This is a genomic window from Chryseobacterium indologenes (assembly GCF_018362995.1).
Taxonomy (GTDB): domain Bacteria; phylum Bacteroidota; class Bacteroidia; order Flavobacteriales; family Weeksellaceae; genus Chryseobacterium; species Chryseobacterium indologenes_G.
In genome coordinates, this window is sequence record NZ_CP074372.1 from 2354331 (window position 1) to 2378259 (window position 23929).

General features: G+C 35.2%; 22 protein-coding genes and 1 other RNA gene. 10 read left to right on the top strand and 13 right to left on the bottom strand.

What is annotated here, in order from left to right; translation table 11 throughout:
* Positions 1-171 precede the first annotated feature (171 nt).
* Both DYR29_RS10565 and DYR29_RS10570 read left to right on the top strand, forming a co-directional pair.
* Positions 172-1062: a DUF72 domain-containing protein gene (locus tag DYR29_RS10565; RefSeq protein WP_213280437.1), complete on the top strand. Its 891-nt coding sequence runs from the start codon at positions 172-174 to the stop codon at positions 1060-1062.
* 117 nt (positions 1063-1179) lie between these two features.
* Positions 1180-1410: a hypothetical protein gene (locus DYR29_RS10570; protein WP_213280438.1), complete on the top strand. Its 231-nt coding sequence runs from the start codon at positions 1180-1182 to the stop codon at positions 1408-1410.
* 38 nt (positions 1411-1448) lie between these two features.
* Here DYR29_RS10570 and DYR29_RS10575 read toward each other — a convergent pair whose 3' ends face one another.
* On the bottom strand, positions 1449-2042 hold the full coding sequence (locus tag DYR29_RS10575) for a hypothetical protein (protein ID WP_213280439.1): 594 nt from the start codon (positions 2040-2042) through the stop codon (positions 1449-1451).
* Positions 2043-2110: 68 nt separating this feature from the next.
* Here DYR29_RS10575 and DYR29_RS10580 point away from each other — a divergent pair, with 68 nt between their 5' ends.
* The gene (locus DYR29_RS10580) at positions 2111-3358 is read left to right on the top strand and encodes an outer membrane beta-barrel protein (RefSeq protein ID WP_213280440.1); all 1248 of its coding nucleotides are present in this window, start codon (positions 2111-2113) and stop codon (positions 3356-3358) included.
* On the opposite strand, the gene DYR29_RS10585 is transcribed toward DYR29_RS10580, so the two are convergent.
* From DYR29_RS10585 to DYR29_RS10610, 6 genes are all read right to left on the bottom strand, one after another.
* Positions 3355-3999: an HD domain-containing protein gene (locus tag DYR29_RS10585; protein WP_213280441.1), complete on the bottom strand. Its 645-nt coding sequence runs from the start codon at positions 3997-3999 to the stop codon at positions 3355-3357. The two genes, DYR29_RS10580 and DYR29_RS10585, sit on opposite strands and share 4 nt — an antisense overlap.
* A complete protein-coding gene (locus tag DYR29_RS10590) occupies positions 3996-4841 on the bottom strand; it encodes an alpha/beta hydrolase family protein (protein ID WP_213280442.1) in 846 nt (281 codons plus the stop codon). The genes DYR29_RS10585 and DYR29_RS10590 overlap by 4 nt, the downstream gene beginning before the upstream one ends.
* Positions 4842-4931: 90 nt before the next feature.
* A complete protein-coding gene (locus tag DYR29_RS10595; RefSeq protein WP_213280443.1) occupies positions 4932-5822 on the bottom strand; it encodes a ribokinase in 891 nt (296 codons plus the stop codon).
* 67 nt (positions 5823-5889) lie between these two features.
* Complete coding sequence (locus DYR29_RS10600; RefSeq protein ID WP_213280444.1) at positions 5890-6525, bottom strand: DUF4241 domain-containing protein; 636 nt, start codon at positions 6523-6525, stop codon at positions 5890-5892.
* A gap of 5 nt (positions 6526-6530) precedes the next feature.
* Positions 6531-6896: a GIY-YIG nuclease family protein gene (locus tag DYR29_RS10605; protein WP_213280445.1), complete on the bottom strand. Its 366-nt coding sequence runs from the start codon at positions 6894-6896 to the stop codon at positions 6531-6533.
* A 68-nt stretch (positions 6897-6964) separates the two neighbouring features.
* A complete protein-coding gene (locus DYR29_RS10610; protein WP_213280446.1) occupies positions 6965-9580 on the bottom strand; it encodes a valine--tRNA ligase in 2616 nt (871 codons plus the stop codon).
* Positions 9581-9708: 128 nt separating this feature from the next.
* Here DYR29_RS10610 and DYR29_RS10615 point away from each other — a divergent pair, with 128 nt between their 5' ends.
* Together DYR29_RS10615 and DYR29_RS10620 are read left to right on the top strand one after the other, a co-directional pair.
* Positions 9709-10185, top strand: coding sequence for a DUF1573 domain-containing protein (locus tag DYR29_RS10615; protein WP_047386795.1), 477 nt, complete (start codon positions 9709-9711; stop codon positions 10183-10185).
* A gap of 272 nt (positions 10186-10457) precedes the next feature.
* Positions 10458-11327 (top strand): polyphosphate kinase 2 family protein, encoded by an 870-nt coding sequence (locus tag DYR29_RS10620; protein ID WP_213280447.1) that lies wholly within the window; start codon positions 10458-10460, stop codon positions 11325-11327.
* 96 nt (positions 11328-11423) lie between these two features.
* On the opposite strand, the gene rnpB is transcribed toward DYR29_RS10620, so the two are convergent.
* An RNA gene (rnpB, locus tag DYR29_RS10625) (RNase P RNA component class A) lies at positions 11424-11748 on the bottom strand.
* Positions 11749-11904: 156 nt separating this feature from the next.
* On the opposite strand from rnpB, the gene DYR29_RS10630 reads away from it, so the two are divergent.
* Genes DYR29_RS10630 through DYR29_RS10640 form a run of 3 tightly spaced genes read left to right on the top strand, consistent with a single transcriptional unit; the run spans position 11905 to position 14745 of the window.
* Positions 11905-12396 carry an RNA polymerase sigma factor gene (locus DYR29_RS10630; RefSeq protein WP_047420794.1) on the top strand — a complete coding sequence of 164 codons (492 nt, stop codon included), beginning with the start codon at positions 11905-11907 and terminating at the stop codon, positions 12394-12396.
* Positions 12389-13063 carry a beta-carotene 15,15'-monooxygenase gene (locus tag DYR29_RS10635; RefSeq protein WP_213280448.1) on the top strand — a complete coding sequence of 225 codons (675 nt, stop codon included), beginning with the start codon at positions 12389-12391 and terminating at the stop codon, positions 13061-13063. Before DYR29_RS10630 ends, DYR29_RS10635 begins: the two co-directional genes overlap by 8 nt.
* A gap of 59 nt (positions 13064-13122) precedes the next feature.
* Positions 13123-14745, top strand: coding sequence for an AMP-binding protein (locus tag DYR29_RS10640; protein ID WP_213280449.1), 1623 nt, complete (start codon positions 13123-13125; stop codon positions 14743-14745).
* A 92-nt stretch (positions 14746-14837) separates the two neighbouring features.
* Here the strand turns inward: DYR29_RS10640 and rpoN are convergent, their stop codons facing one another.
* The 5 genes from rpoN to DYR29_RS10665 form a co-directional block, all read right to left on the bottom strand.
* Complete coding sequence (gene rpoN, locus DYR29_RS10645; protein WP_047420791.1) at positions 14838-16301, bottom strand: RNA polymerase factor sigma-54; 1464 nt, start codon at positions 16299-16301, stop codon at positions 14838-14840.
* A gap of 160 nt (positions 16302-16461) precedes the next feature.
* A complete protein-coding gene (asnS, locus tag DYR29_RS10650) occupies positions 16462-17910 on the bottom strand; it encodes an asparagine--tRNA ligase (protein WP_047420790.1) in 1449 nt (482 codons plus the stop codon).
* Positions 17911-18658: 748 nt separating this feature from the next.
* Positions 18659-20359, bottom strand: a complete 1701-nt coding sequence (locus tag DYR29_RS10655; RefSeq protein ID WP_213280450.1) for a helix-turn-helix domain-containing protein — start codon at positions 20357-20359, stop codon at positions 18659-18661.
* 188 nt (positions 20360-20547) lie between these two features.
* Positions 20548-21189 carry a hypothetical protein gene (locus DYR29_RS10660; RefSeq protein WP_213280451.1) on the bottom strand — a complete coding sequence of 214 codons (642 nt, stop codon included), beginning with the start codon at positions 21187-21189 and terminating at the stop codon, positions 20548-20550.
* Positions 21190-21191: 2 nt separating this feature from the next.
* The gene (locus DYR29_RS10665; RefSeq protein ID WP_213280452.1) at positions 21192-21821 is read right to left on the bottom strand and encodes an LA_2272 family surface repeat-containing protein; all 630 of its coding nucleotides are present in this window, start codon (positions 21819-21821) and stop codon (positions 21192-21194) included.
* Between the two features lie 313 nt (positions 21822-22134).
* Between DYR29_RS10665 and DYR29_RS10670 the strand changes: the two genes are divergently transcribed.
* On the top strand, positions 22135-23064 hold the full coding sequence (locus tag DYR29_RS10670) for an XRE family transcriptional regulator (RefSeq protein ID WP_213280453.1): 930 nt from the start codon (positions 22135-22137) through the stop codon (positions 23062-23064).
* Entirely contained in the window at positions 23061-23867 is an 807-nt protein-coding gene (locus DYR29_RS10675; RefSeq protein WP_213280454.1) for a helix-turn-helix transcriptional regulator, read from the top strand. Before DYR29_RS10670 ends, DYR29_RS10675 begins: the two co-directional genes overlap by 4 nt.
* The last annotated feature ends 62 nt before the right edge of the window (positions 23868-23929 follow it).

Here is a 23929-nt window from a genome sequence, read left to right on the forward strand (position 1 = left end):
CTAGAGAAAAGGTGAAAATCATCTATATTTCAAGCTTTCAAAAGTTTTTAATTTCTTAAAATTTTACTATTAACAATTATTTTCTGTTGAGCTACTTTCCATGCGAATCATAGAAGCTCTGAATTTTTTGATTTATATTTGTGTTTATTGTTTAATACCAAAACTACAGATATGAAATTCGGACAAGTAGAAGACCCGTCAAAAATAGATTTCACATTACCAAAAGATCATCCTAAAACCAAAGAAATGCTGGCTCTTAACAAAAAAGGACTGGAAAATATTTCTATCGGATGTGCGAAATGGAATAAAACGGATCTTAAGGGATTTTATCCTAAAGGAACTAAAGATGAACTGACCTATTATGCGACTCAGTTTAATTCCATTGAACTGAATGCTACTTTCTACGGAATGCCAACTCCTGACCAGGTAAAAACATGGAAAGAAAAAACTCCTGAAAATTTTAAATTCTTCCCTAAGATCACCAATACGGTTTCTCATTTCAGAAGACTGATTGATGTGACTGATCCGGTGACTCATTTTGCTTCGGCAGTGATGAATTTTGATGAAAAACTGGGAATGGCTTTTCTTCAGCTTCATGATAATTTTAAGCCTAAAGATTATGACAGGCTGGAAAAATTTGTAAAAGAATGGCCTAAAGAAGTTCCTTTAGCCATAGAACTCAGAAATACGGAATGGTTTACTGATGAGGAAATCCTTAATACAACCTGCGAGCTCTTTGAAGCTCATAAAATCACCAACATCATCGTAGATACTGCCGGAAGAAGAGATATGCTTCATATGCGCCTTACTACGCCTAATGCATTTATCCGTTACGTAGGAGCCAATGCCGAAAGTGACTATGAAAGATTGGATGACTGGTTGAAACATCTTACTAAATGGAAGAAAGAAGGTCTGCAGAATCTCTACTTTTTCGTCCACCAGAATATTGAAAAAGCATCACCTCTATTATCCGCATATTTTATCAAGAAGCTGAATGAAGAATGGAAAACTGATATTCATATTCCACAAATGGCCACGGAAAGCACAGGTACATTATTTTAGATAATATAAATCGGGTACAGGATAAAGATAGATACAAACTTCTTTTTCATAACGAATAAATTCTTAAATTAGAGTGTAATGTATTTCACGATACATTATACTTTAAAAACATAAATCATGGAAAAAGAAATTTGCAAAATCAGTATTGCCAATAACTGGCTTGGTGATGAGTATATTTTTTATGAAAACAATACCATAAAAAGAGTATATGATCATCACAGCTTGAGTTCCAATAAAACGGAATGGGTTACTCCCAAAGAAATCAGTAAACAAAGCAAAGACAAACTTGTCAAATCCTGTCCTGAAGAATTCAAGGAACAAATTATGCAAATCCTGGATTATCCCTAACAAAAAAGGTAATGAGTCTTTTATACTCATTACCTTTTTTATTTATTTTTTCTAAGAAGCAATACGAGATTAAGAAACAGCAGCAGGAAATCCAGTGTAATCCAGATGCCGAGTTTTGTGTTCTCATAATTGTAAGCATCTACCTGTTTTTTTGCTGATTCAGAAAGTTTCATACTTTGATTGATGTAATTCTGTACCTCTACAATCTGATCTATATTTTTATTCGGCACGGAATGTTGTGAAAAGTATACGAGGTTTTTCTTTCCGAGATATCCTACAATCCAGTATTCATCAGACTTGTCCATTTTTAGGTATTCTATTCTGTAATATTCCGGGCGTATTTTTCCGATATGCTTAGGCGCAAGAGTTGTGTTTTGATCGGTTTTATTTACATTGATCAGATAAAAATCCAATGCCTGAGGAAGTTTATTAATAACCTGCAGTCCCACAGAATTATCCACAAACGCTACCGCACTTTTCTTAATAAACCAATACGTAAAAACAGAAATTGAAAAAACTACTGTTACTATACGGAACAGCTTTGTCCACTTCACCATACCTCCCGATTTCACTTTAAATAAAACCAGAGAAAGAACAGATGCCAGAAATATTATAAAAATAATGAGTGTCATATTCTACAAAGATACTTCTTCTCTCTATTTTATCTATATTTGCGCGCATATTTTAATCTTAACTAACCATGAAAAAAATACTTTCAGCGCTCGCTTTCTTTAGTATAGCTTCATTTTACGCTCAAGTCAAATTCGAAAAAGGATATATTATAAACCAAAATAACGTAAAAAAAGAGGTTCTTATTAAAAATAAAGGCTGGGTAAGCAATCCTGATAACTTTGTTTTTAAAACAGATGAAAACTCAGTTGAAGATAAGGGAATACCATCTACCATTAAAGAATTCGGAATATACAATGATGCCAAATACGTTAGTTATACTGGTGATATCGACTACTCATCAGATGATATTTCCAGTTTTTCCCATACCAATGAGCCTAAGTTTGTAAAAAGTTCATTATTCCTGAAGGAGCTTGTTGGCGGAAATAAAAAACTATATACTTATAAAGGCCATATTACAAGGTACTTTTATTCTGAATCAGATTCTGTCATTCATCCATTAATTTATAAAAAATATTTTTTTAATGGGAATAGTTCACAGGTTGCTACCAATGATCAATATCTTGATCAGTTAAAAGCTATTTTTTCTGATAACAGTGATATCCAGACATTAGTAAACAGAACACAATATACAGCCACCAGCTTAACAAAAATATTCAAGGCTTATAATAGTAAAAATTCTGATGGTTCAACTACTAATCAAACCAATGATCAGAATTTTACAGAAAATAAAAAACAGGTAAAATTCAACCTTAATATCAGGCCAGGAATTAATTTTTATGCACCGCTAAAATTAGAAGAATCTTACCCTAACCCTGGCTTTTCTTCAAAATCAAATTTCAGAATAGGCCTAGAAGCTGAATTGATATTACCATTTAATAAAAATAAATGGTCTATCATTCTTGAGCCTACATACTCACAGTATACCAATAAAAGAACAACTATTTCAACAGATGACAATCTGTATAATATTACAATGGATAGCTATTCTTCTATTAATATTCCAGTAGGGATAAGATATTCTATGTTTTTGAATGATAAGTCAAAAATCTTTGTTAATGCCACGATCAATGTTTTCAACATAAGAGCAAGCTCACCATCTTCAATAGATGTTGATTATGATGGAGCTGTATTTGATAAGATAGCTCTTGCTTCTAGTCAAAGTTTCAGGGGTTCCTCTCTTGGTGCAGGATTTAATTACAATAATAAATTTAGTATAGAAGCAAGATTTAATAATCGTACCAACATTATGTATAAGGATCTTCCTCATGCGGATCTTAAATCTTTTTCTTTAATCCTAGGATATAATATTTTCTAATCTACATTCCATTCTTTATAAAACTGGTCGAGGAAATTCAGCATGTAATCGTGTCTTTCTTCGGCCATTTTTTTTCCTTTTTCGGTGTTCATCATATCTTTCAGAAGCAATAATTTTTCGTAGAAATGATTGATGGTTGTGCCATCAGACTTTTTATATTCTTCTTTTGACATTCCCAATTTAGGCTTCATATCTGGATGATACATCAGGTTATTCTTAAAGCCTCCGAAGTTAAACGTTCTGGCAATTCCAATTGCTCCAATTGCATCAATACGATCGGCATCCTGCACAATTTTAAGTTCAACAGGTGGATTTACCGGAGCCTGATCTCTGTTTTTAAATGAAATATTTTCAATCACAAATAAAACCTTCAGGATTGTTTCTTCGGGAACATTCTGCTCTTCAAGAAATGCTCTGGATATTTTGGGAGCAATAGTTTCATCTCCGTTATGAAATTTAGGATCTGCAATATCATGAAGAAGCGCAGATAATGCTACTACCTCTTGATCACAATCTTCTGTTTCAGCTATCTGAGCGGCCAGTTTCCAGACTCTTTCAATATGGAACCAGTCATGTCCAGCTTCTGCTCCTTCTAATTTTTCTTTTACAAATGCTATTGTGTTGTCAATCGTACTTTTCATTTATCTATCAGTTCATTTAAAATAATATCCCAGAGTTTACTGTTGTAACTTCTAAAAAAATTGACATGTCCGATTTCCTTTTTATCAGATTCTGAAACAGCGACCAATCTGTAAGTTGGTTTAAGATTAGGATAAGTATTATTCAATAAGCTTAAAACTCCTTTTTCTGTCAGCCAGACATCATCTTCCGCACGGATTACAAATACTTTCTGTGTCAATTTTTTAGAAAAGTCATCAATTTTTTCCAACAGTCTGTTGGTTGATTTCTTGTTTAAAATTAAGGTTCTCCAGTCATATGCGCAATTTTTTGGAAGACTTTCTCCCAGTCCAAACCAATGTGCCGGAAAATATCCTAATAATGAAGTGGTTAATGGCTGAACAATTCCAAAGCCAAAGTATGCTTCAATTTTTGTTCTCCATTTCAGATTACCAACAAAAGCATTTTGTGTTCCCACAAAAACAAATTCTTCAAAAATTACAGAGTCTTCATTCATCCCCAGAATTAAAGCGCCTACAGAATGCCCTAAGCAATACTTTTTGTGGTCTTTAAAATTCGTTTTGATATATTGGGTTAAAGCTTTATAATCCTTTGAGCCCCACAATCTCATAGAACCATGAAATCCTCTCATATCTTTCGGCTTGGAAAGTCCTATTCCCCTGTAATCATAAGTAATCACTGTAAATCCCTGTTCAGAAAAATAGCTGGCAAAAGAAAAATACACCTGCTGCTTTACTCCTGTTGCTGAATTGATCAGCAATAGTTTCCCATTACTTCTTTCCGGTTTAAAGAGATGGACAGCCAGAGAAATATGGTCTTCCGTGGTCAATATTAGTTTTTCCATAATATAAAAAGAAAAAATCCACTATAAAAGTGGACATTTTACTTATATTTTTATGTTAAGTTTCAGACTTTTGATATGTCGTAAATAGCTTTAAGAAAAGAAGTCTGACATTCTTGGCAGCCCTGTCTGAGAACCTTTACCTCCTGAAACTCTTGATGAAACTTCATTTCCAAATTTCACACATTCTTCGATAGAGTTTCCATGGCAAAGCGCGATAGCAAATCCTGAGGTAAATGCATCACCCATTCCCATTTTATAAACTTTCTCGTCTTTGTCGTTTCTATAATATTTCATCTCTGTCCCATCAAAATAAATGGTTGAGTTGGTATCATCTCTTACAAAAACTTTATTGAAATATTTCTTAAGGACCTCTTCCCTCTTTTCTTCTCCGAAAATGGTGTATAACTCGTTGCTTTTAGCTACAATAAAATCAACCTTTTCTAAAATTTCTTCATTGACTCTCATTGCAGGAGAAGCATATAGGCCAACTTTCTTACCATATTTCTTGGCTTTTTTGACGGTATGCTCTACCACCTCCATAGAAACTTCAAGCTGTACCAATACAAGATCTGCAGTATTAAAATACTTATCTGCTTCGTCTATATGTGATTTGCTGAGATATTTATTGGCTGCCGGCACAACAACAATAGCTGCATTGCCATGAGAAGTAGTCACATAAGCTGTTCCTGTAGCCTCTTTATCTGTTTCATGTACAAAACCTACATTTACATTTTCACTTACCAGATTTCTCATAATCTGCTGACCAAGTGGATCCATTCCCACACATCCTATAAAGTACACACTTGCACCCAGCCTGGCAGTACCTACCGACTGATTGGCTCCTTTACCCCCAAAATAGCTATCTGACTTAACAGCCAAAACCGTTTCATTGGGTGAAGGAAGTTTTTCGGTTTCAAGAACCAAATCTATGGATGAGCTGCCCACAACAATAATTCGGGGTTGTTCTGATGAGAAATTCATTGTGTTTTGTATTAGCTTTAAAATTTATAACTGACAAAATCGTGTTCCAAAAATAACTAATTTTAAATTAACTTATTTCTATAAATTCAGTAATTATTTTCACAGGCAGTTGATCTTGATCATAGGCTATATAACTGGCATAAAATCCTTCTCCATATCCAGTTTCAAAAGCAAATATAGTTCCGGGATGTTCTTTTGCAGGTTTCAGGAAGGCATATTGGTCAATAGCACCATTTTCATCAAAGAAATATTCATGGAAAAATTCTTCATAGATTCCCATAAAATCTCCGCCTTTATTCTGGAATAATCTCTGTTCAAGCTCGTTGAGACTGTTTTGAGTATCAACATCCATGAAACATCCCATCCCGCTTTCTACAGGATAACCAAAGATTTCTTCTTTGGCCAGATCTTTTATATTCTGCCCTGCTGTGGTTGCCAGTTTCCATTCTTTAATTTCAGAATTATTGAATATGATTTCAGCATAAGCCACACAGTTACTGTTTCTTTCTTTGTGCACGATCACAGAAAAATCCCCCTTCGGAAATTCTGTAGTGAAAGGAAGCATATCATTGGTGATCAATGGATCGCAGGCAACCAGCTTTCCACTGGAAAGATAAATCTTCCCTGCTTCAAAACTTTCTAACAATGGATTTTCTACAAAATCCTTCGAGAATAGTTTTTCTATGTTTTCTATATGTGTCATTTTATTTATTCTTTATTTTCAGTGTCAGGCTGAGCGGAGTCGAAGCCTTTGGGATTTTTATCTTTAAAATTATCTGCGTGGCTGTCATTTCGGCAAATAGATAATTCTTTCAGCTTATCCCAATTATCATTTATAATAGCTTCTTTTTTCTTACGACTCCAGCCCTTCACTTGTTTTTCAAATGCTATCGCCTGAAGAATATCATTAAACGTATAAAAGAAGACCAGCTCAACCGGTCTTCTTTTATACGTATAGCTTTCAGGAAATTTCCCCGACTGATGCTGAGAAAATCTCAATTCAATATCATTGGTAACTCCTGTATAATAGGAATCATCGGAACATTTTAAAATATATACAAAATATTGTTTCATCTTTCAAAAAGGCTTCGACTCCGCTCAGCCTGACATTCCGACAAATTAACCTATTTATTAGGTAATTTTTACAAACTTTTCAGTTTCTCTTCAAGGATCGCAATTTTATCCTGAGCATCTTTCTGCTTCTTACGCTCTACTTCTACAATTTCAGGTTTAGCATTGGCAACAAACTTCTCATTAGAAAGTTTTTTATCTACTGAAATTAAAAATCCTTTTAAATATTTCAATTCTTCTTCAGTTTTTGCTTTTTCTTCTCCTAAATCTAAGTTTTCACTTAAAGGAATAGAAACTTCAGTCGCTCCTACCAGAAAAGTAAAGCTAGGCTTATCTGTTTTCTGTCCAAAATGGATTTCAGAAACATTAGCCAGTTTTCTTACTACAGCTTCATTGGCAAATTCAGATGCATTGGTATAAACCTCCACAGCCTCTCTTGGTGAAATTCCTTTTGTCTGACGGTAGTTTCTAACTCCAGAAATCAATTCAGCTGTAATTTCAAAGTTTTTAATAACTTCTTCACTAAAGCTATCTGCATTCTTCTGCTGAGCAATAACAAGCGCTTCATCAATACTTCTTTCAGAAATCAACTGCCAGATTTCTTCAGACTGGAATGGCATGAACGGATGAAGCAGCTTCATCAATTCTTCAAAGAAATAAATGGTTTTATCATAAACTTCTTTAGAAATTCCCTCTCCATAGTTAGGCTTGATGGCTTCAAGATACCAACCACAAAAATCATCCCAAATTAATTTATAGATCAAATGCAGCGCATCAGAAATTCTGAACTTCTCAAACTGATCATTAATTTCAACGATTGTTTTGTTCAGTTTATTTTCAAACCATTCAATAGCCTGATTATCTGTAGCAACGGTTGGTTTATCTTCATGATTCCACATATTGATCAAACGGAATGCACTCCAGATTTTGGTCATAAAGTTTCTTCCCTGAAGCATTAAGTCTTCATCAAAAAGAAGGTCATTTCCTGCTGCAGAACTCAATAGAATTCCTACGCGTACACCATCAGCACCATATTTTTCCATTAATTCAATAGGATCTGGAGAGTTTCCTAAAGATTTTGACATCTTTCTTCTCTGTTTATCTCTTACAATTCCTGTAAAATAAACATTTTTAAACGGAACTTCTTTTCTGTATTCCAATCCGGCCATAATCATTCTAGCTACCCAGAAGAAAATAATATCCGGACCTGTTACCAGATCAGACGTTGGATAATAGTAGTTGATATCTTTATTTTCAGGATCAAGCAATCCGTCAAAGACAGACATTGGCCATAACCATGATGAGAACCATGTGTCTAATGCATCGTCATCTTGTCTAAGGTTTTCTGCTGTCAGATCTGAATTTCCTGTTTTTTGTTTCGCCAGTTCTAAAGCTTCAACTTTAGTTTCTGCTACTACGAAATCATTTTCTCCTTCTCCATAGTAATAAGCAGGAATTTGCTGTCCCCACCAAAGCTGTCGGGAAATATTCCAGTCACGGATGTTTTCCATCCAGTGCTTGTAGGTATTTTTAAACTTCTCAGGATAGAACTTAACCTCATCATCCATTACTACATCCAAAGCAGGCTTAGCAATTTCAGACATTTTAAGGAACCATTGTACTGAAACCTTAGGTTCAATAACAGCACCTGTTCTTTCTGAAGTTCCTACTTTATTAACATAGTCTTCAGCTTTCAGCAAAAGATCTTTTTCTTCAAGTTCTTTAGCGATCTGCTTTCTTACATCAAATCTGTTTTTTCCTGCATAATGTAATCCATGCTCATTAAGGTTTCCGTCATCATCCAGTGCATCAATCATTTTCAACTGATGTTTCTGTCCGATTTCGTAGTCATTAATATCATGTGCCGGTGTAATTTTCAAAGCTCCTGTTCCGAATTCAATGTCAACATATTCATCTTCAATAATTGGGATTACTCTGTCAACAATTGGTACAATTACATTTTTACCTTTCAGGTGAGCATATCTTTCATCATTCGGGTTGATACATACTGCTGTATCCCCAAAAATAGTTTCAGGACGTGTAGTAGCTACTGAAAGGAACTCTTCTGAACCCTCAATCTTATATTTAAGGAAATAAAGCTTTCCGTTCTGCTCTTTAAATATTACTTCTTCGTCAGAAATATTGGTCTTTGCTTCAGGATCCCAGTTGACCATTCTGTATCCTCTGTAGATCAATCCTTTACTATAAAGGTCTACGAAACTTTTGATAACCTGCTGAGAAAGTTTATCTTCCATAGTAAAACGGGTTCTGTCCCAGTCGCAAGAACATCCCAGCTTTTTCAGCTGTTCAAGAATAGTTCCGCCATATTTATTGGTCCAGTCCCATGCGTGGTTTAAAAACTCTTCACGGGTAATATCTGACTTATTGATTCCTTCAGACTTCAATTTAGCAACAACTTTAGCTTCAGTAGCAATTGAAGCGTGATCTGTTCCCGGAATCCAACAAGCATTAAACCCGCGCATTCTTGCACGACGGACCAGAACATCTTGAATGGTATTGTTCAACATATGTCCCATGTGTAATATCCCCGTCACGTTTGGAGGAGGAATGACCACGGTATATGGTGGTTTGTCATTAGGTTCTGAGTGGAAATATTTATTTTCCAACCAGTAATTGTACCATTTCTGTTCTGTTTCCTGTGGATTGTACTTTTCTGAAATCTGCATAAATTCTATTTCTTTGGCTTGCAATTTGCAAAAATAGTCTAAAGAAAAAAATTTTTAAGCATGAATTAAAATAATTTTTAACTTTGTTTCACAAAATTTATCTAACAAACGTATTAACATTCAAGAATATGAAAAAACTAATTGCAGGAATTGCACTATTCGGGACATTTGCAATTGCATCTGCACAAACGATTACATTTGATAAAACAACTTTCGATTACGGTACTATTAAGCCTAATGCTGATGGTACGAGATTCTTTACTGTAACGAATTCAGGTGATAAGCCTTTGATTCTTTCAAACGTAAAGCCTTCTTGTGGATGTACAACTCCTGAGTTCAGCCAAGATCCTATCATGCCGGGTAAATCCGCTAAGATCAAAGTTGGATACAACACTGCTATTCCTGGAGGTTTCAACAAAATGATTGAGGTTTTCTCTAACGACCCCGTAAACAGTAGAAGTGTAATCTACATTAAAGGTAATGTAGACGCTAATGCTCCTGCTCCTGTTGCTGAAGCAAAAGTATTGACTCCTGCAGAGCAGAAAGAAGCTGCTAAAGCTGAGAAAAAAGCTGCTAAACTAGCTAAAAAAGCTGCTGCAAAGTAATCTCTACTCAAAAAAATAAAAAAACCGTCTCTATAGAGGCGGTTTTTTTATTACATTTATGTTTGTTTAGGTGGCAGGTAATGGATAACAGGTGGCAGGAAATAGAATTGATATTTATCTAAAAATTAGGTTTTGGCTGAAGCCTTTGAATTTTTCTTTAGATGACCGGAATAAAGCCTGCCTCTATTGAGTTTTAATAACAACATCATTTAATCATTTAATCATTTAATCATTTAATCATTTAATCATTTAATCATTTAATCTTAAAATATATGGACACCAATTTCTCAGATGACTTTAAGGTAAACGGAAAATTTTCAATAAAAAAAACTTCAACATCTTATAAAGGAAAGCTCACCAAAGAAGACGGAGAGCAAATGCTGATTCAGGAGAAAGAAAAGCTTCGTGAACTGCAGGAAAAATTATATGCTGACGGAAGCCAGTCTCTACTGGTTGTATTACAGGCTATGGATGCAGCGGGAAAAGACAGCATGATAGAACATGTTTTCGGAGGAGTGAATCCGCAGGGATGCAATGTGACCAGTTTTAAAACACCGAGTTCTAAAGAATATTCCCACGATTTTTTATGGAGACATTATCTCGCGTTGCCACAGAAAGGAATGATCGGGATTTTCAATCGCTCTCATTATGAAAGTGTCCTGGTCTGCAAAGTACATCCAGAATATAATTTAAGTGAAAAAACATGGTCTTCAGTAAAAGATTTCGACAATAAATTCTGGGAAAACAGATATGAAAGTATCAGGAATTTTGAAAAACACCTTTCGCAGAACGGAACAACGGTTGTAAAGATCTTTTTACATGTTTCTAAGGATGAACAGAAAAAAAGGCTTCTGGACAGAATTGATGAGCAGGAAAAAAACTGGAAATTCTCTGCAGGAGATCTTCCGGAAAGAGCATTATTCGATCAGTATATGGAAGCTTATGAAAATGCCATCAATGAAACATCAAAAGATCATGCTCCCTGGTATGTACTGCCTGCTGACAACAAATGGTTTGCAAGAGTAGCTGCCATCCAGATCATTATTGACACCCTTGAAAAAATGAATCTTAAATATCCTACACTTTCTGATAAAGACAGACAGGATTTGCAGGAGTCTAAAAAACAATTGGAAAGCGAATAAATTGATTGGAAGTTATAGGCTGGAAGATGGAGGTTTAAAATCATTACTTAAAAAAAACTTCACTCTTCCAGCCTCTAGCTTCCAAATTTTTAAAAAATCACGAGAAAATCTATAAGCCGGATTTTGTACTTCCGAAAAAGTGCCTGTTATTTATCTACGTGTTACATTGCTGCAACACTTGAGCTGATTACCCCTCGGTTTTCAGGACGAGCCGCCCCTATTTCCATTACTGAAAAGAACCGATATACTTACCATTGCACCGCAAAGAGTTTACCTGGTTTCACTACAGCCGAACTGTACTTGCTTTCTGTTGCACTTGTCCTACCCTCACGGGTGACGGATGTTATCCGCTTTGCTGCTCTATGGTGTCCGGACTTTCCTACCTCCCGTAAAACGGGAAATCAACAGGCCGATTTTCTCGCGGATGCAAAGATACATAATTTTCGCAAAAAAAGCGGAGAAAGCCGGGACTGCAGAGAAAACCAAATTGTAAATTCTCTTTTCGCATTTTTACGATTTTACATTATAATTTTCACTAATTACCACATTATTATTATCTTCGTGCCATTATACATCTATGGATTCCAGAGAAAAAGAATTTGCGAAGCTTATCAAGGATAATCAGGGTCTGATTATCAAAGTATCGCGCCTGTATACCAATTCTCTGGAAGATGAAGAAGATCTTTTCCAGGAAATTGTTTTACAGCTTTGGAGAAGTTATGATTCCTTTAAAGGAAATTCCAAGATTTCCACATGGATGTATCGCGTAGCGCTCAATACAGCCATTACCCTCTTTAGAAAAAAAAGCAAAAGTCTTCCTACGAATGAGCTGGACATCAACCACAAGGATTTTGTGGAAGATGACGATGACAAACAGCAGCAGGTATCACTTTTGTATACTGTAATCAAGACTCTTCCTAATGTAGAAAGAGCCATTGTCATGATGTATCTTGACGATCTGCCTTACAAGGATATTGCAGAAAACCTCGGTATCACTGAAGTCAATGCACGTGTGAAAATGAACAGATTAAAGAAAACCCTTAAAGAACAGATGGAAAAATATGCCTGAATTTGATCTAGATAGTTTAAAAAAAACATGGCAGGAACAGCCTGTACAGCCTAAATATGACGACAAGGAGATTCTCCAGATGTTGAATAGAAAGTCACGTAATTACATCAAATATATTTTCTGGATCAGCGTTGTGGAATTTTTATTCTTTTCCGTATTAGGTCTGTTTTATCTTTTCCCGGAAGAAGAATCAGACAGTTTCCGTAAAATGCTGGAAAGACTAGGTGCCCAGGAAGCTCCGGAAGTAGAAAACAACTTCGGTCATGCTTATTTAGCTATAAAGATCTTAAGTCTATTGATTACAGCCTATTTTGTATTGAAATTCTATCAGAATTACAGAAGAATCAAGATTGAGGAAAATCTGAAGGGGCTTATCACCAGAATTATTAAATTCAAAACAACAGTGAATGCTTTTATCCTGATCAGCATTGTATTATTGCTGATATTCACGTTTGTATTAACCGCGTTCATATTTTACACTTTAAATTCTCAGAATATACAGCCTAGCGGCTCGAATCTTACCATCATTATCGTAGGAATTATTGTCAGTACTTTATTAGGCATATCTATGATCTGGCTTTATTACAGACTGGTATATGGTACAATTATTAAAAAGCTTGATAAAAATTTAAAACAGCTTAAAGAAATTGATTCTCAGGAAAGTTAATATACATTAGGCATATTTCGGGATATAATTATTAATTTTAGCCCACCAAATCTTAAACTATGCCCTTATCTTATGTATATGGAACTTCTGAGATTCCATTATTAGGACAGACCATCGGAGCCAATCTCAAAAGTACTGTCGAAAAATATCCCCATCAGGAAGCATTAGTCTGTGTTCATCAGAATTACAGAGCTACATACCAGGAATTTTACAATCAGACAACCGCCGTTGCAAAAGCTTTACTGCTTTTGGGTGCAAAATCCGGTGACAGAATCGGGATCTGGTCTTCCAACCGTTATGAATGGGTTCTTTTACAGTATGCCACTGCGAGAATAGGAACTATTTTAGTCAATATCAATCCGGCCTACAGGACTCATGAACTCACGTATGTTCTTAATCAATCTGAAGTTCGTTTTATTTTTTCGTCTTTAAGCTTTAAAAGCAGCAACTATAAAGAAATGGTTCAGTATGCCAAAGAAGTATGCCCCACCCTTGAGCATGAGATATTCTTTGACGAAAACTGGGAAACATTTGTTAATAACGGCCAGGATATTTCAGATGAAGTTCTCCACAGCTTTGAAGAACATGTACAGTTTGATGATCCTGTTAATATTCAATATACTTCCGGAACTACAGGTTTCCCGAAAGGCGTTACGCTTTCTCATCATAATATCCTGAACAACGGCTATTTTATCGGAATCAGATTAAAATATACTGAGAAAGACCGTGTCTGTATTCCGGTACCTTTTTACCACTGCTTTGGTATGGTAATCGGAAATATATGCTGCACAGCCCACGGAGCCTGCATGGTAATTCCTAACGACAGCTTTGATCCGGAAATCACTTTAAAAGCCGTTTCTGACGAAAAATGTACTTCTTTGTATGGTGTTCCTACCATGTTTATTGCGGAACTGGCAGTAAAAGATTTTGATAAGTATGATTTTTCAAGTTTAAGAACAGGTGTCATGGCAGGATCAGTATGTCCTCCGGAAATTATGAAAAAGGTAGAGAGCCTGATGAATATTAAAGAAATGAGCATCTGCTACGGAATGACGGAAACTTCACCCGTATCTACCCAGACTTTAATAGGAACACCGCTGGAGAAACAGGTTAGTACTGTAGGAACTGTTCAGGATCATCTTGAGATCAAAATTGTGGATGAAAATGGCAGAACCCTGAAACGCGGCGAGCATGGCGAACTTTGTACAAGAGGCTATTCTGTCATGCTGAAATACTGGAATGATCCTGAAAACACAAAAAAAGTACTGGATGATGCCCGCTGGATGCATACCGGAGATATGGCAGTAATGGATAAAGACGGATATATTACTATTTCCGGAAGAATAAAAGACCTCATCATCCGTGGCGGAGAAAATATTTCACCTAAGGAAATTGAAGATTTTTTATATACTTACACCAACATTCTTGATGTTCAGATCATTGGCGTTCCAAGTGAAAAATTCGGGGAAGAGGTGATGGCCTGGGTCAAAGTAAGGAAAGGATTTACTATCACAGCAGAAGAATTACAGGAATACTGCAAAGGAAGAATTGCCCACTATAAAGTCCCGAAATACTGGAAATTTGTAGATGAGTTTCCTATGACCATTTCCGGAAAAATAAGAAAGGTAGAAATGCGGGAGATATCTATGAAAGAGCTTGAATTAGGAAGTTTTAAAGATTAATTCCTGAATAAAATTGGGAGCAACCATACTTATATTTCTTCCGGCGATAAAATGAAAAAAAAGCATTTCAATTTGAAATGCTTTTTTATGTTTTAAAGTTCTTTTCTTAATCTTGCTACAGGAATATTGAGCTGTTCACGATATTTTGCAATCGTTCTTCTGGCAATATTATAACCCTGCTCTTTTAGGATTACCACTAATGCATCATCTGTAAGTGGCTTTCTTTTATTTTCTTTGTTGATTACTTCCTGAAGATGGGTTTTGATCTCTTTGGTAGAGACTTCTTCTCCGTCATCATTCGTTAAGCTGTCTGAAAACAGGTCTTTAAGATATACAATACCATTAGGGGTATCTGCATATTTACTTTTTACCACCCTTGAAATGGTAGAAATATCAAATCCTGTAATATCTGCAACATCCTTTAAAATCATTGGTTTCAGAGACTTTTCGTCTCCGGTAATGAAATAATCCTTCTGGAACTTCACAATCGCTGTAATCGTCTGTAATAAGGTATTCTGACGCTGATTAATAGCATCAATATACCATTTTGCAGCATCCAGTTTCTGTTTGATAAATAATGCAGCCTGCTTATGCTCCGATGAATTTTTATCATGGGAATAAGTAGTCAGAATATCTTTATATTCTTCAGAAACTCTTAAAGTAGGTGCATTTTTGCTGTTAAGCATAGGAATTACTAATCCGTCTTTTACCTGAATCACAAAATCCGGAATAATTTCCTGGTTAATTGTAATAGTCTGTGTATCGAAGTTCCCACCTACTTTCGGGGATAATTTTGAGATTTCGTCCAGTGCGTCTTTCAGATCTTCCTCTTCAATATCATATTTCTGAATGATCTTGTTGTAGTGCTTATTCGTCAGGGCTTCAAACTGATGTCTCAAAATATTGGCAGCTAAAGAAACTGCTTTATCTGAGCTTACTTTCTTTTCAATTTGCAGCAATAAGCATTCCTGCAGCCCTCTTGCTCCTACTCCGGACGGATCCAGTTTCTGAACATAGTTCTCCAGGATATCCTCAACTTTTTCTTTAGTTGTATAAATTCCTTGTGAGAAAGCAAGATCATCAACAATAGACTTGATTTCTCTTCTAAGATATCCGTCTGTATCTAAGTTCCCGATAAGGTATTCTGCAATCTTAAGATCTTCCTCACTGATATTCACCAGGTGTATCTGCTCTGTAAGATAGTCGTATAAGGACTGTCCCTCCGTGAGAAGACTTTCATTATCAAATTCTTCATCATCCGGAGAATAGTTGCTGGATGCGGTTTTATAGCTTGGTTCATCGTCATAGATATATTCATTGACGTCGAAATCTGTTTCAATGCTTTCTGTACCCTCATCCTTATAAGCATCTTCCAGAGAAGAGTATTCATCTTCCTTAGAATCTTCTTTCGCAATTTCCAAAGCCGGGTTTTCTTCTAACTCTCTCTCCAACTCCTCTTCAAATTCCAGAGTATGAAGTTGAATAAGCTTCATCAACTGGATTTGCTGAGGGGCCAGCTTTTGTCCTAATTTGAGTTGTAAGTGTTGTTTAAGCATATTCTTATTTGCGTTTTAACATAACATATTCTACGAATTTAATAAATTTATTTGACAAAAAAACACATTTAGCATGATTTTTGCAGTATACATCCCATCTTAATAAACTATTGAAAAATAAAAAAAGCCTTAACTTGTGATTAAGGCTTTTTTTATTGCTCTAGAATTCAGCGCTTTTCGGCGTTCTTGGGAAAGGAATCACATCTCTGATATTTGTCATTCCTGTTACGAAAAGAACTAGTCTTTCCAGTCCTAAACCAAAGCCCGCATGCGGCACAGAACCGAATTTTCTGGTATCAAGATACCACCAAAGCTCGTGCTCATCTACATGCATATCTGCCATTTTCTGTTTTAAAACATCTAATCTTGCTTCTCTTTCAGATCCACCGATGATCTCACCGATACCAGGGAAAAGAACATCCATCGCTGCAACGGTTTTGTTGTCATCGTTCAGTTTCATATAGAAAGCTTTGATTTCTTTCGGATAGTCAAATAATACTACCGGGCTTTCAAAATGTTTTTCAACAAGGTATCTTTCATGCTCAGACTGAAGGTCTGTTCCCCATTTTTCAACCGGGTAAGCAAATTTTCCTTTTTTGTTTTCTTTCGAGTTCAACAGGATTTCGATTGCTTCTGTATAGCTTACACGCTTGAAACGCTTAGCCACTACATTCTGAAGTTTTTCGATAAGACCTTCTTTGGCTCTTTCTTTTTCCGGTTTTGTTTTCTGCTCTTCTGCAAAACGGTTGTCTAAGAACTCAAGATCATCTTTGCAGTTATCCAATACATACTGGATCACATATTTTAAGAAATCTTCCGCAAGGTCGATGTTATCTTCAAGGTTGTTGAAAGCTACTTCCGGCTCAATCATCCAGAACTCCGCAAGGTGTCTTGTGGTGTTAGAATTTTCAGCACGGAAAGTAGGTCCGAAAGTATAAATTCTTCCCAATCCCATAGCTGCAGTCTCTCCTTCAAGCTGTCCTGAAACGGTAAGGTTTGTTTTTTTACCGAAGAAATCCTGTGCAAAATCAATTTCGCCTTCTTCCGTTTTCGGCATGTTGTTCAGATCAAAGTTGGTTACTCCGAACATTTCACCAGCTCCTTCCGCATCTGCACCTGTAATTACCGGTGTGTTGATATAGAAAAACTGGTTCTGGTTGAAGAACGAGTGAACAGCAAAACTTACTGCGTGACGTACTCTGAACACCGCTCCGAAAAGATTCGTTCGGAATCTTAAGTGAGCCTGCTCACGAAGTTTTTCAAGACTGTGTTTCTTAGGCTGAAGAATTGTACTCTGAAGTTCTTCTGTAAAGTTATCTCCTAAAATAATAATCTTTTTAGCGATAATTTCCACAGATTGTCCTGCTCCCTGGCTTTCCACTACTTCTCCTACTACTTTCAGGGAAGAAGCTGTACTGATATTCTTGATAATAGCTTCATCAAAATTTTCGAAATCAACAACTATCTGCAAATTATTAATCGTAGAACCATCATTAAGCGCAATAAAGCGATTAGCACGGAAGGATCTTACCCATCCGTAAACAGTAATGTCATGATGTAATACTTTCTTGTAATCCTTTAGGATTTCTTTGATCGTTTGCTTTTTCATTTGTTGATGATAAATTTTTTATATAAAAATTAATGTCTGCAAAGTTACAAAAAAACAGCGCAACTTGATGATTGCGCTGTCTTTAAAAATCATTTAACAGGTATTTAAACTTTCAGTTCAGGAAATTTACCTTTTTTCTTCTGCAGACTCTTCTTCATTTTCAGGTACATTTCCACTCAATATTATCCTGAACTTCAATAAAATCCGGATACACCCGGAATGAACACACTTACACTATCACTTTTAAAAAGAATAAAATTTTATTTTACTCTGGGTTTTCATGGAATTAGTTTTATTGAAATGGTTATTAGTTTTTAAGTGATAAGTTCGTGGTAAATTACCGGGTCATACATCCATTTTTAGACTATACTATACTTTTAAACTTTGTGGTGGATTAACCGGATTTACGGTTTAATGATTTTAAATGATCACTACACTTTACATCTCTAAATTCTGAACAATTACTTCATTATTTACATTTTAATTTTCTGGTTATTTTTTCTGGTTTTTATCCTCTTCATTATTAGTTTTTATGATACAATTCCTAACTTGATTTTTGAGTGATCAACAGTTTGGAACTGATATCTTGTATTGTGCACATACAAAATAAATGGTTGTGTTTTTACCTGAAGCAAAGATGCAGGAAGTGAAATAATGACACAAGTGAATGGTCTATAGATTCATAAATTTATATACATAAAATCATGAATCTATAAACAATAATCAAATGAATACCAACAAATTAAACCTAATTCGAAGACATATTTTCAATTTCTTTCAGATAGATAGATAGAGGGGTTCCGGTTCTTTTTTTGAAGGCTAAAGTGAAAGCCTGTTCGTTATTATATCCTAATTCTTCTGCAATAAAAGGAATTTTATAGGACCTGAATTTTCTGTCAGTAGCCAATCTGCTGATGGCATAATCAATACGGAGATCGTTGAGATACGTTGCAAAGTTTTTTCCTTTGTAAGTATTGATAATTTCTGACAGATATTTAGAGTTTGTTTTTATTTTTTTAGCAAGACTTCCCAGCGTAATTCCTTTATTTAAAAACTGATCTTTGCTTTCAAATATTTCAAGTTCCTTTAAGATGGTCTGGGCAATATCTTCAGAAACAGTTCTGGATGTTTTGTCTTCAGAATTTTCCGTATTTTCTACCGGATAAATTTCTTGTCCGGCTTCCGGTTCTTTATTTTTCCCTACTCTATTTTCATTTACGGATTGAATCAGATCCTGGGCTATCTTTTTATAGTTCTTTTCAGATTTTTTATATTTAAAATAAACATTGATAAACAGGAGGTGCGATATCAACAAAAGACTCAGTACAATATAAAACAGACTCTTCCTTTTGGTAAGCTCGTTAGTAATATCTTCCTTCTCCTGCTGCAACTCCGGCGTATCATATCTTCTTGGAAGCTCTCTGGAAATATACCTGAACTGTGTATCCAGGACCTGATCAACTTTTAGAAAACGGTCTACATAATACAGCTGCTTTTCTTTATCATTATTTTCTTTATAATAATCAATCAGGTAAGTGTATACGTCCCTGAGCTCAGGATAAATATAATTTGTTTTAAGAACCATGGAATCGATCTTCCTGAAAAAATCTGCTGCTTTTTCTTTTTTCTGAAGACCGGCATAGGATTTCCCTAAATACAAAAGTGTATAATTATGGTTTCTTTTACTGCCATTATTCTTGGTAAAGAAGTATTTTTCACATTCCAATAAGCCATCAATCGCTTTCTGATAATTTTTTGAATGAAGATTATAGTATCCTAATAACCCAAGATTCTGATAATAACGGTAAACATCTTTATTTTTTTTGGAATCCAGCATGCCTTCCTGTATCAATGCATAAGCAGAATCCATTTTATTGATCTCTATATAAGCATCTGCAAGGTTCAATTTGAGGGAATTGACCTCCGTCTCATTCATATAATCGGCATCATAAGCATAATGCCTCAGTACTTTTGCAGTCTCCTCATGTTTCCCGATATAATTGTTGAGATAGGCAATACTGATATGGGCCATGGCAATCTGCCTTTTATTTCCTTTTTCTTTTGCATATTTTAATCCCAGGATATAGTTGTTTAATGCAGCCTGGAGGTTATCAGTCTTGAAATACAGGTTTCCTCTTAACAGGTAAATTCTTGCCGGATAGGTATTTTCTTTTGAATTCCTGGTGATGTATTGTAAGCTGTCAAGGTATTTTAGTGCATTGGGTAATTCTTCGTCAAAATGAAGCATAACGTACCCTTCAGCAATCTGAGTTGTATTGTTTTCAGACTTTGCCTTTTTAAGATAAGAACTGGCAATACTTTTTGAGTTGTTGGTATCTCCGGGAAGGACCTTATAAAATTCGTCTTCCAATTCTTTATAAGTCCGTTTTTCCGGAATATTTTTTTCAGTATTATTGGTCTGTGCATGAAAAAACACATTCCATATCATCAAAAAAAGGATTAAACATTTTATTTTCATCATTCATCCGAGCTATATTACAAAAATATTATTTTTCTTCTGTAGATGCACCACTGCTTTTGCTTTTTTCATGTATTAATCAATATTTTCATTAAATTTAATGCTGATAAGTCTCTAAAAAGAGAGCACAGACTAATGGCTGTACTCTCTTCAAAAAATTATTTCCATTCTACTCTACCCTCAAGATAATATACTCTTCCATCACTCTCGTAAAGAAGATCATATCCCTGGGATGTCAGATAAAAATGACAAACCTTTGTTTCTCCGCTTCTATCTTTAAAATTGATAACAGCAGGACACATTTTAGCGTGATCCATTTTTTTCACAATCAGGTCAAAATTTTTCTGAATATTTTTTTTGCTGTAAAGCGACAGCATCCTGTCATCAATAAACCGAATATATTTCAGAGATGAAAGCGGATAAGTAATCAATGTAAAAGGTTTTCCCGCAAGCTTTGCTGCATTTTCATTAAAAAAATTCGTGATTGAAAGACTATCCCGGGTAATATTTTTCACCACGCTTGATTCATATCTTTGTCCATCCGTAAATTCCATACTGTAGATGGCTTCCATTTTAATGGCAAAACCTTTCCCTGATTTTCTTAAATCTTTTAAATCTGTAAATTCTTTCCCTTTTTTGATCACAATCAAAACATTTCCTTCTCCAAAATCACAGTCATAATATTTTTTATAATCAAAAGGTTCTTCTGTAGAAGTATTCACTGTATCATGAGTGGTATTTTGTGAAAAAATACGTGCTGAAAACAGTAATAAAAATAATATGAGTTTATAATTTTTCATGTCTAATTTGTTTTCTGTTTTTTAAAATTCCAGTTGATGAGTGGAAGTTTTCTTTTTCCGTTTTCATTCCATCCGCCGATCTGGATTCCTCTGAAATCTTCACATTTGTTGTACAAACCAATCTGCAATCCACGACATTTATGTCCAATATTGGCCAACGGTGCTGCAGAAACACCTTTCATCTCGTGATGCAGATTAAAAAATGGGGAAACAGATACTCCGTTAGTCACCGCATATGTGTTGATATTACTCGAAACATTGATCTCCAGACCATTTGTAACAGTAGGCTCCATATTGATCAGAGACAATTGAAGTCCATTGATTGTATTCATCTTTTCACGGGGCACTATTACATAATCATCATTGCCTGGTAATTGTAGGTTGAAAAGCATCAACGGAGGAAGAAAAATACCCAGGAAATTGAATCCCATTCCCAATCCGTTTACTTTTTTAGGCTTAAAATGATCTTCCTCATCATAGTATTTAAATAAAATCCCGTTGACATTTCTGACATTCTTTGAAGGGGAAGCTGCAATAAATCTAGGTTTCAAAGAATCTGCTTTTAAACTGTCTGATGCATAAACCAGACTATTGAATAAAAGAACTGCTATTAATAAAATTCGTGTTTTCATAACTCGTTATTTTAAAATTACAGTTCAAAATTATCAGCAGAAACCACAGTTCCGAATGTGAAAAAAAATTAAAAAAAATATTCTGTTTGTGAAAATCACAAAATATATGGTTGGAAGCGGGAAGAAGGAGGCAGGAAGTTACTTTCAGTGATCAATAGTAATAGTGATTATAAATCCAATTACTTTCAAATTGTTATTGATTATTTCGACCTCCGATACTTCCCTTCTCCCAGTTTTAATCTTTCAGCCTTCTAAACAGAAAATCAACAGTTCTTTACACAAAAAATACTACATTTGTGAAAATCACAAAACTATGCACCAGGAAGCTCTATTGAAGGAAATCCGAAGAAAAATCGGGGAAAAATCTTTAAATGATGAGATTGCCAACATTCTTAACATCAGTTATGATGCGGCCCACAGAAGAACTTCTTTGAAAGCTAAGTTCAGCTTTGAGGAAGCGCTGGAGCTTGCCAGGTACTATCAGATCTCATTGGATCAGTTTCTGGGAACAGAAAACCAATTGGTTGTCAAAAGAACACAGCCGGTAAGAACAACTGAAGATCTTTTAAATTATTTCGAGAACTCATTGAAAATTTTAAACGTTTTTCAGAATATCAGCAATTCCAAAGTATTCTATTCTGCAAAAGACATCCCGTTTTTCTATACCATTTCAGATTCAATGTTATCCCGTTTCAAGTTTTATGTCTGGATGAATTTACTGAATCAGGACAAATTTTTAAGTCCGTTTCATGAGTTTAATATGGAATATCATTCAGTAAAAAATGACATGCTGAAAGATCTTTATGATAAACAAAACGTAACCGAAATCTGGAATGACACCACCATTATGAGTGCTCTGAGACAAATTTCTTTCTATTATGAAATGGGTCTGTTGAAGAAAAATGATGTGGATCTTATTCTTGATGACCTGAGGAAATTACTGGAAGGTCTGGAAATTAAAACACTGGAAAAAACTAATTATCAGATCTATGTCAATGATTTAGTAATTTTAAACAACAGTATTTTATTCAAAAATGAGCAGCAATGTTCCTTTTTCGTTCCTTTCAGCATGTTTGGATATATGATGACCAATGATAAAATCACCTGTGAAGATTCTCTGAGCTATTTTGAGCATCAGATCAAGAACTCCAGATCCCTGAACGAATCCGGAAACCGGGAAAGGAAAATGTTCTTTAATAAAATGTATGAACAGATTGACCGATTAAAACAAAATTTATCATGAATACCCTGCGTAAAGGCGAATATTTTGGAGAAACCAATCAAATGGTCACTGTAGAAGGATTGACCATCACTGATACGGAGTATACGCATCCTTACGTAGACTGGCATTATCATGAAAATGCTTACTTCACTTTTTTGCTTCAGGGCAATATGACGGAAGGGAACAGAAAAGAAACCTATGGCTGTTCTGCCGGAACATTACTATACCATCATTGGGAAGATCCGCATTACAATATTAAGCCGGATATTTTTACAAGAGGCTTCCACATTGAACCTTCACAAAGCTGGTTTGATCGGTTTGACATTCAGAAAAATAAAGTGGAGGGCAGCTTTAATATAAAAGATCCCGCTTTAAAACTACTGGTTTATCAGATGTTCAAAGAAACGAAAACCAATGATTTATCTTTTGAGCTGGCTCTTAATCAGTTATTATTAAATCTTTTCAGTCAGTTGACCCATCAGAAGGAAAGTAGTGATAGAAAACCAGTCTGGGTAGGGCAGATCAATGAAATTCTACATGAAAGCTTTACAGAAAGCCTGAATCTTACGGAACTTTCTAAAACATTGAATATTCATCCTATTCATCTCAGCAGGGATTTTCATAAATATTTCCACTGTAATCTGGGTGAATATCTCAGAAAATTAAAACTTAACAAATCACTTGAATTGCTGACTTTACCCCACTCTTTGACGGATATTGCCATAGAATGCGGCTTTTCAGATCAGAGTCATTTTACCCGATGTTTTAAAGAAAATATCGGAATTACACCTTTGAAATACAGGAACCTTCTGAAAAATTATTAAAAGTTCTCTGAATGCAAAGGAAATAAATCATCATTCACGATTTGGATACATCATTCCCCGAT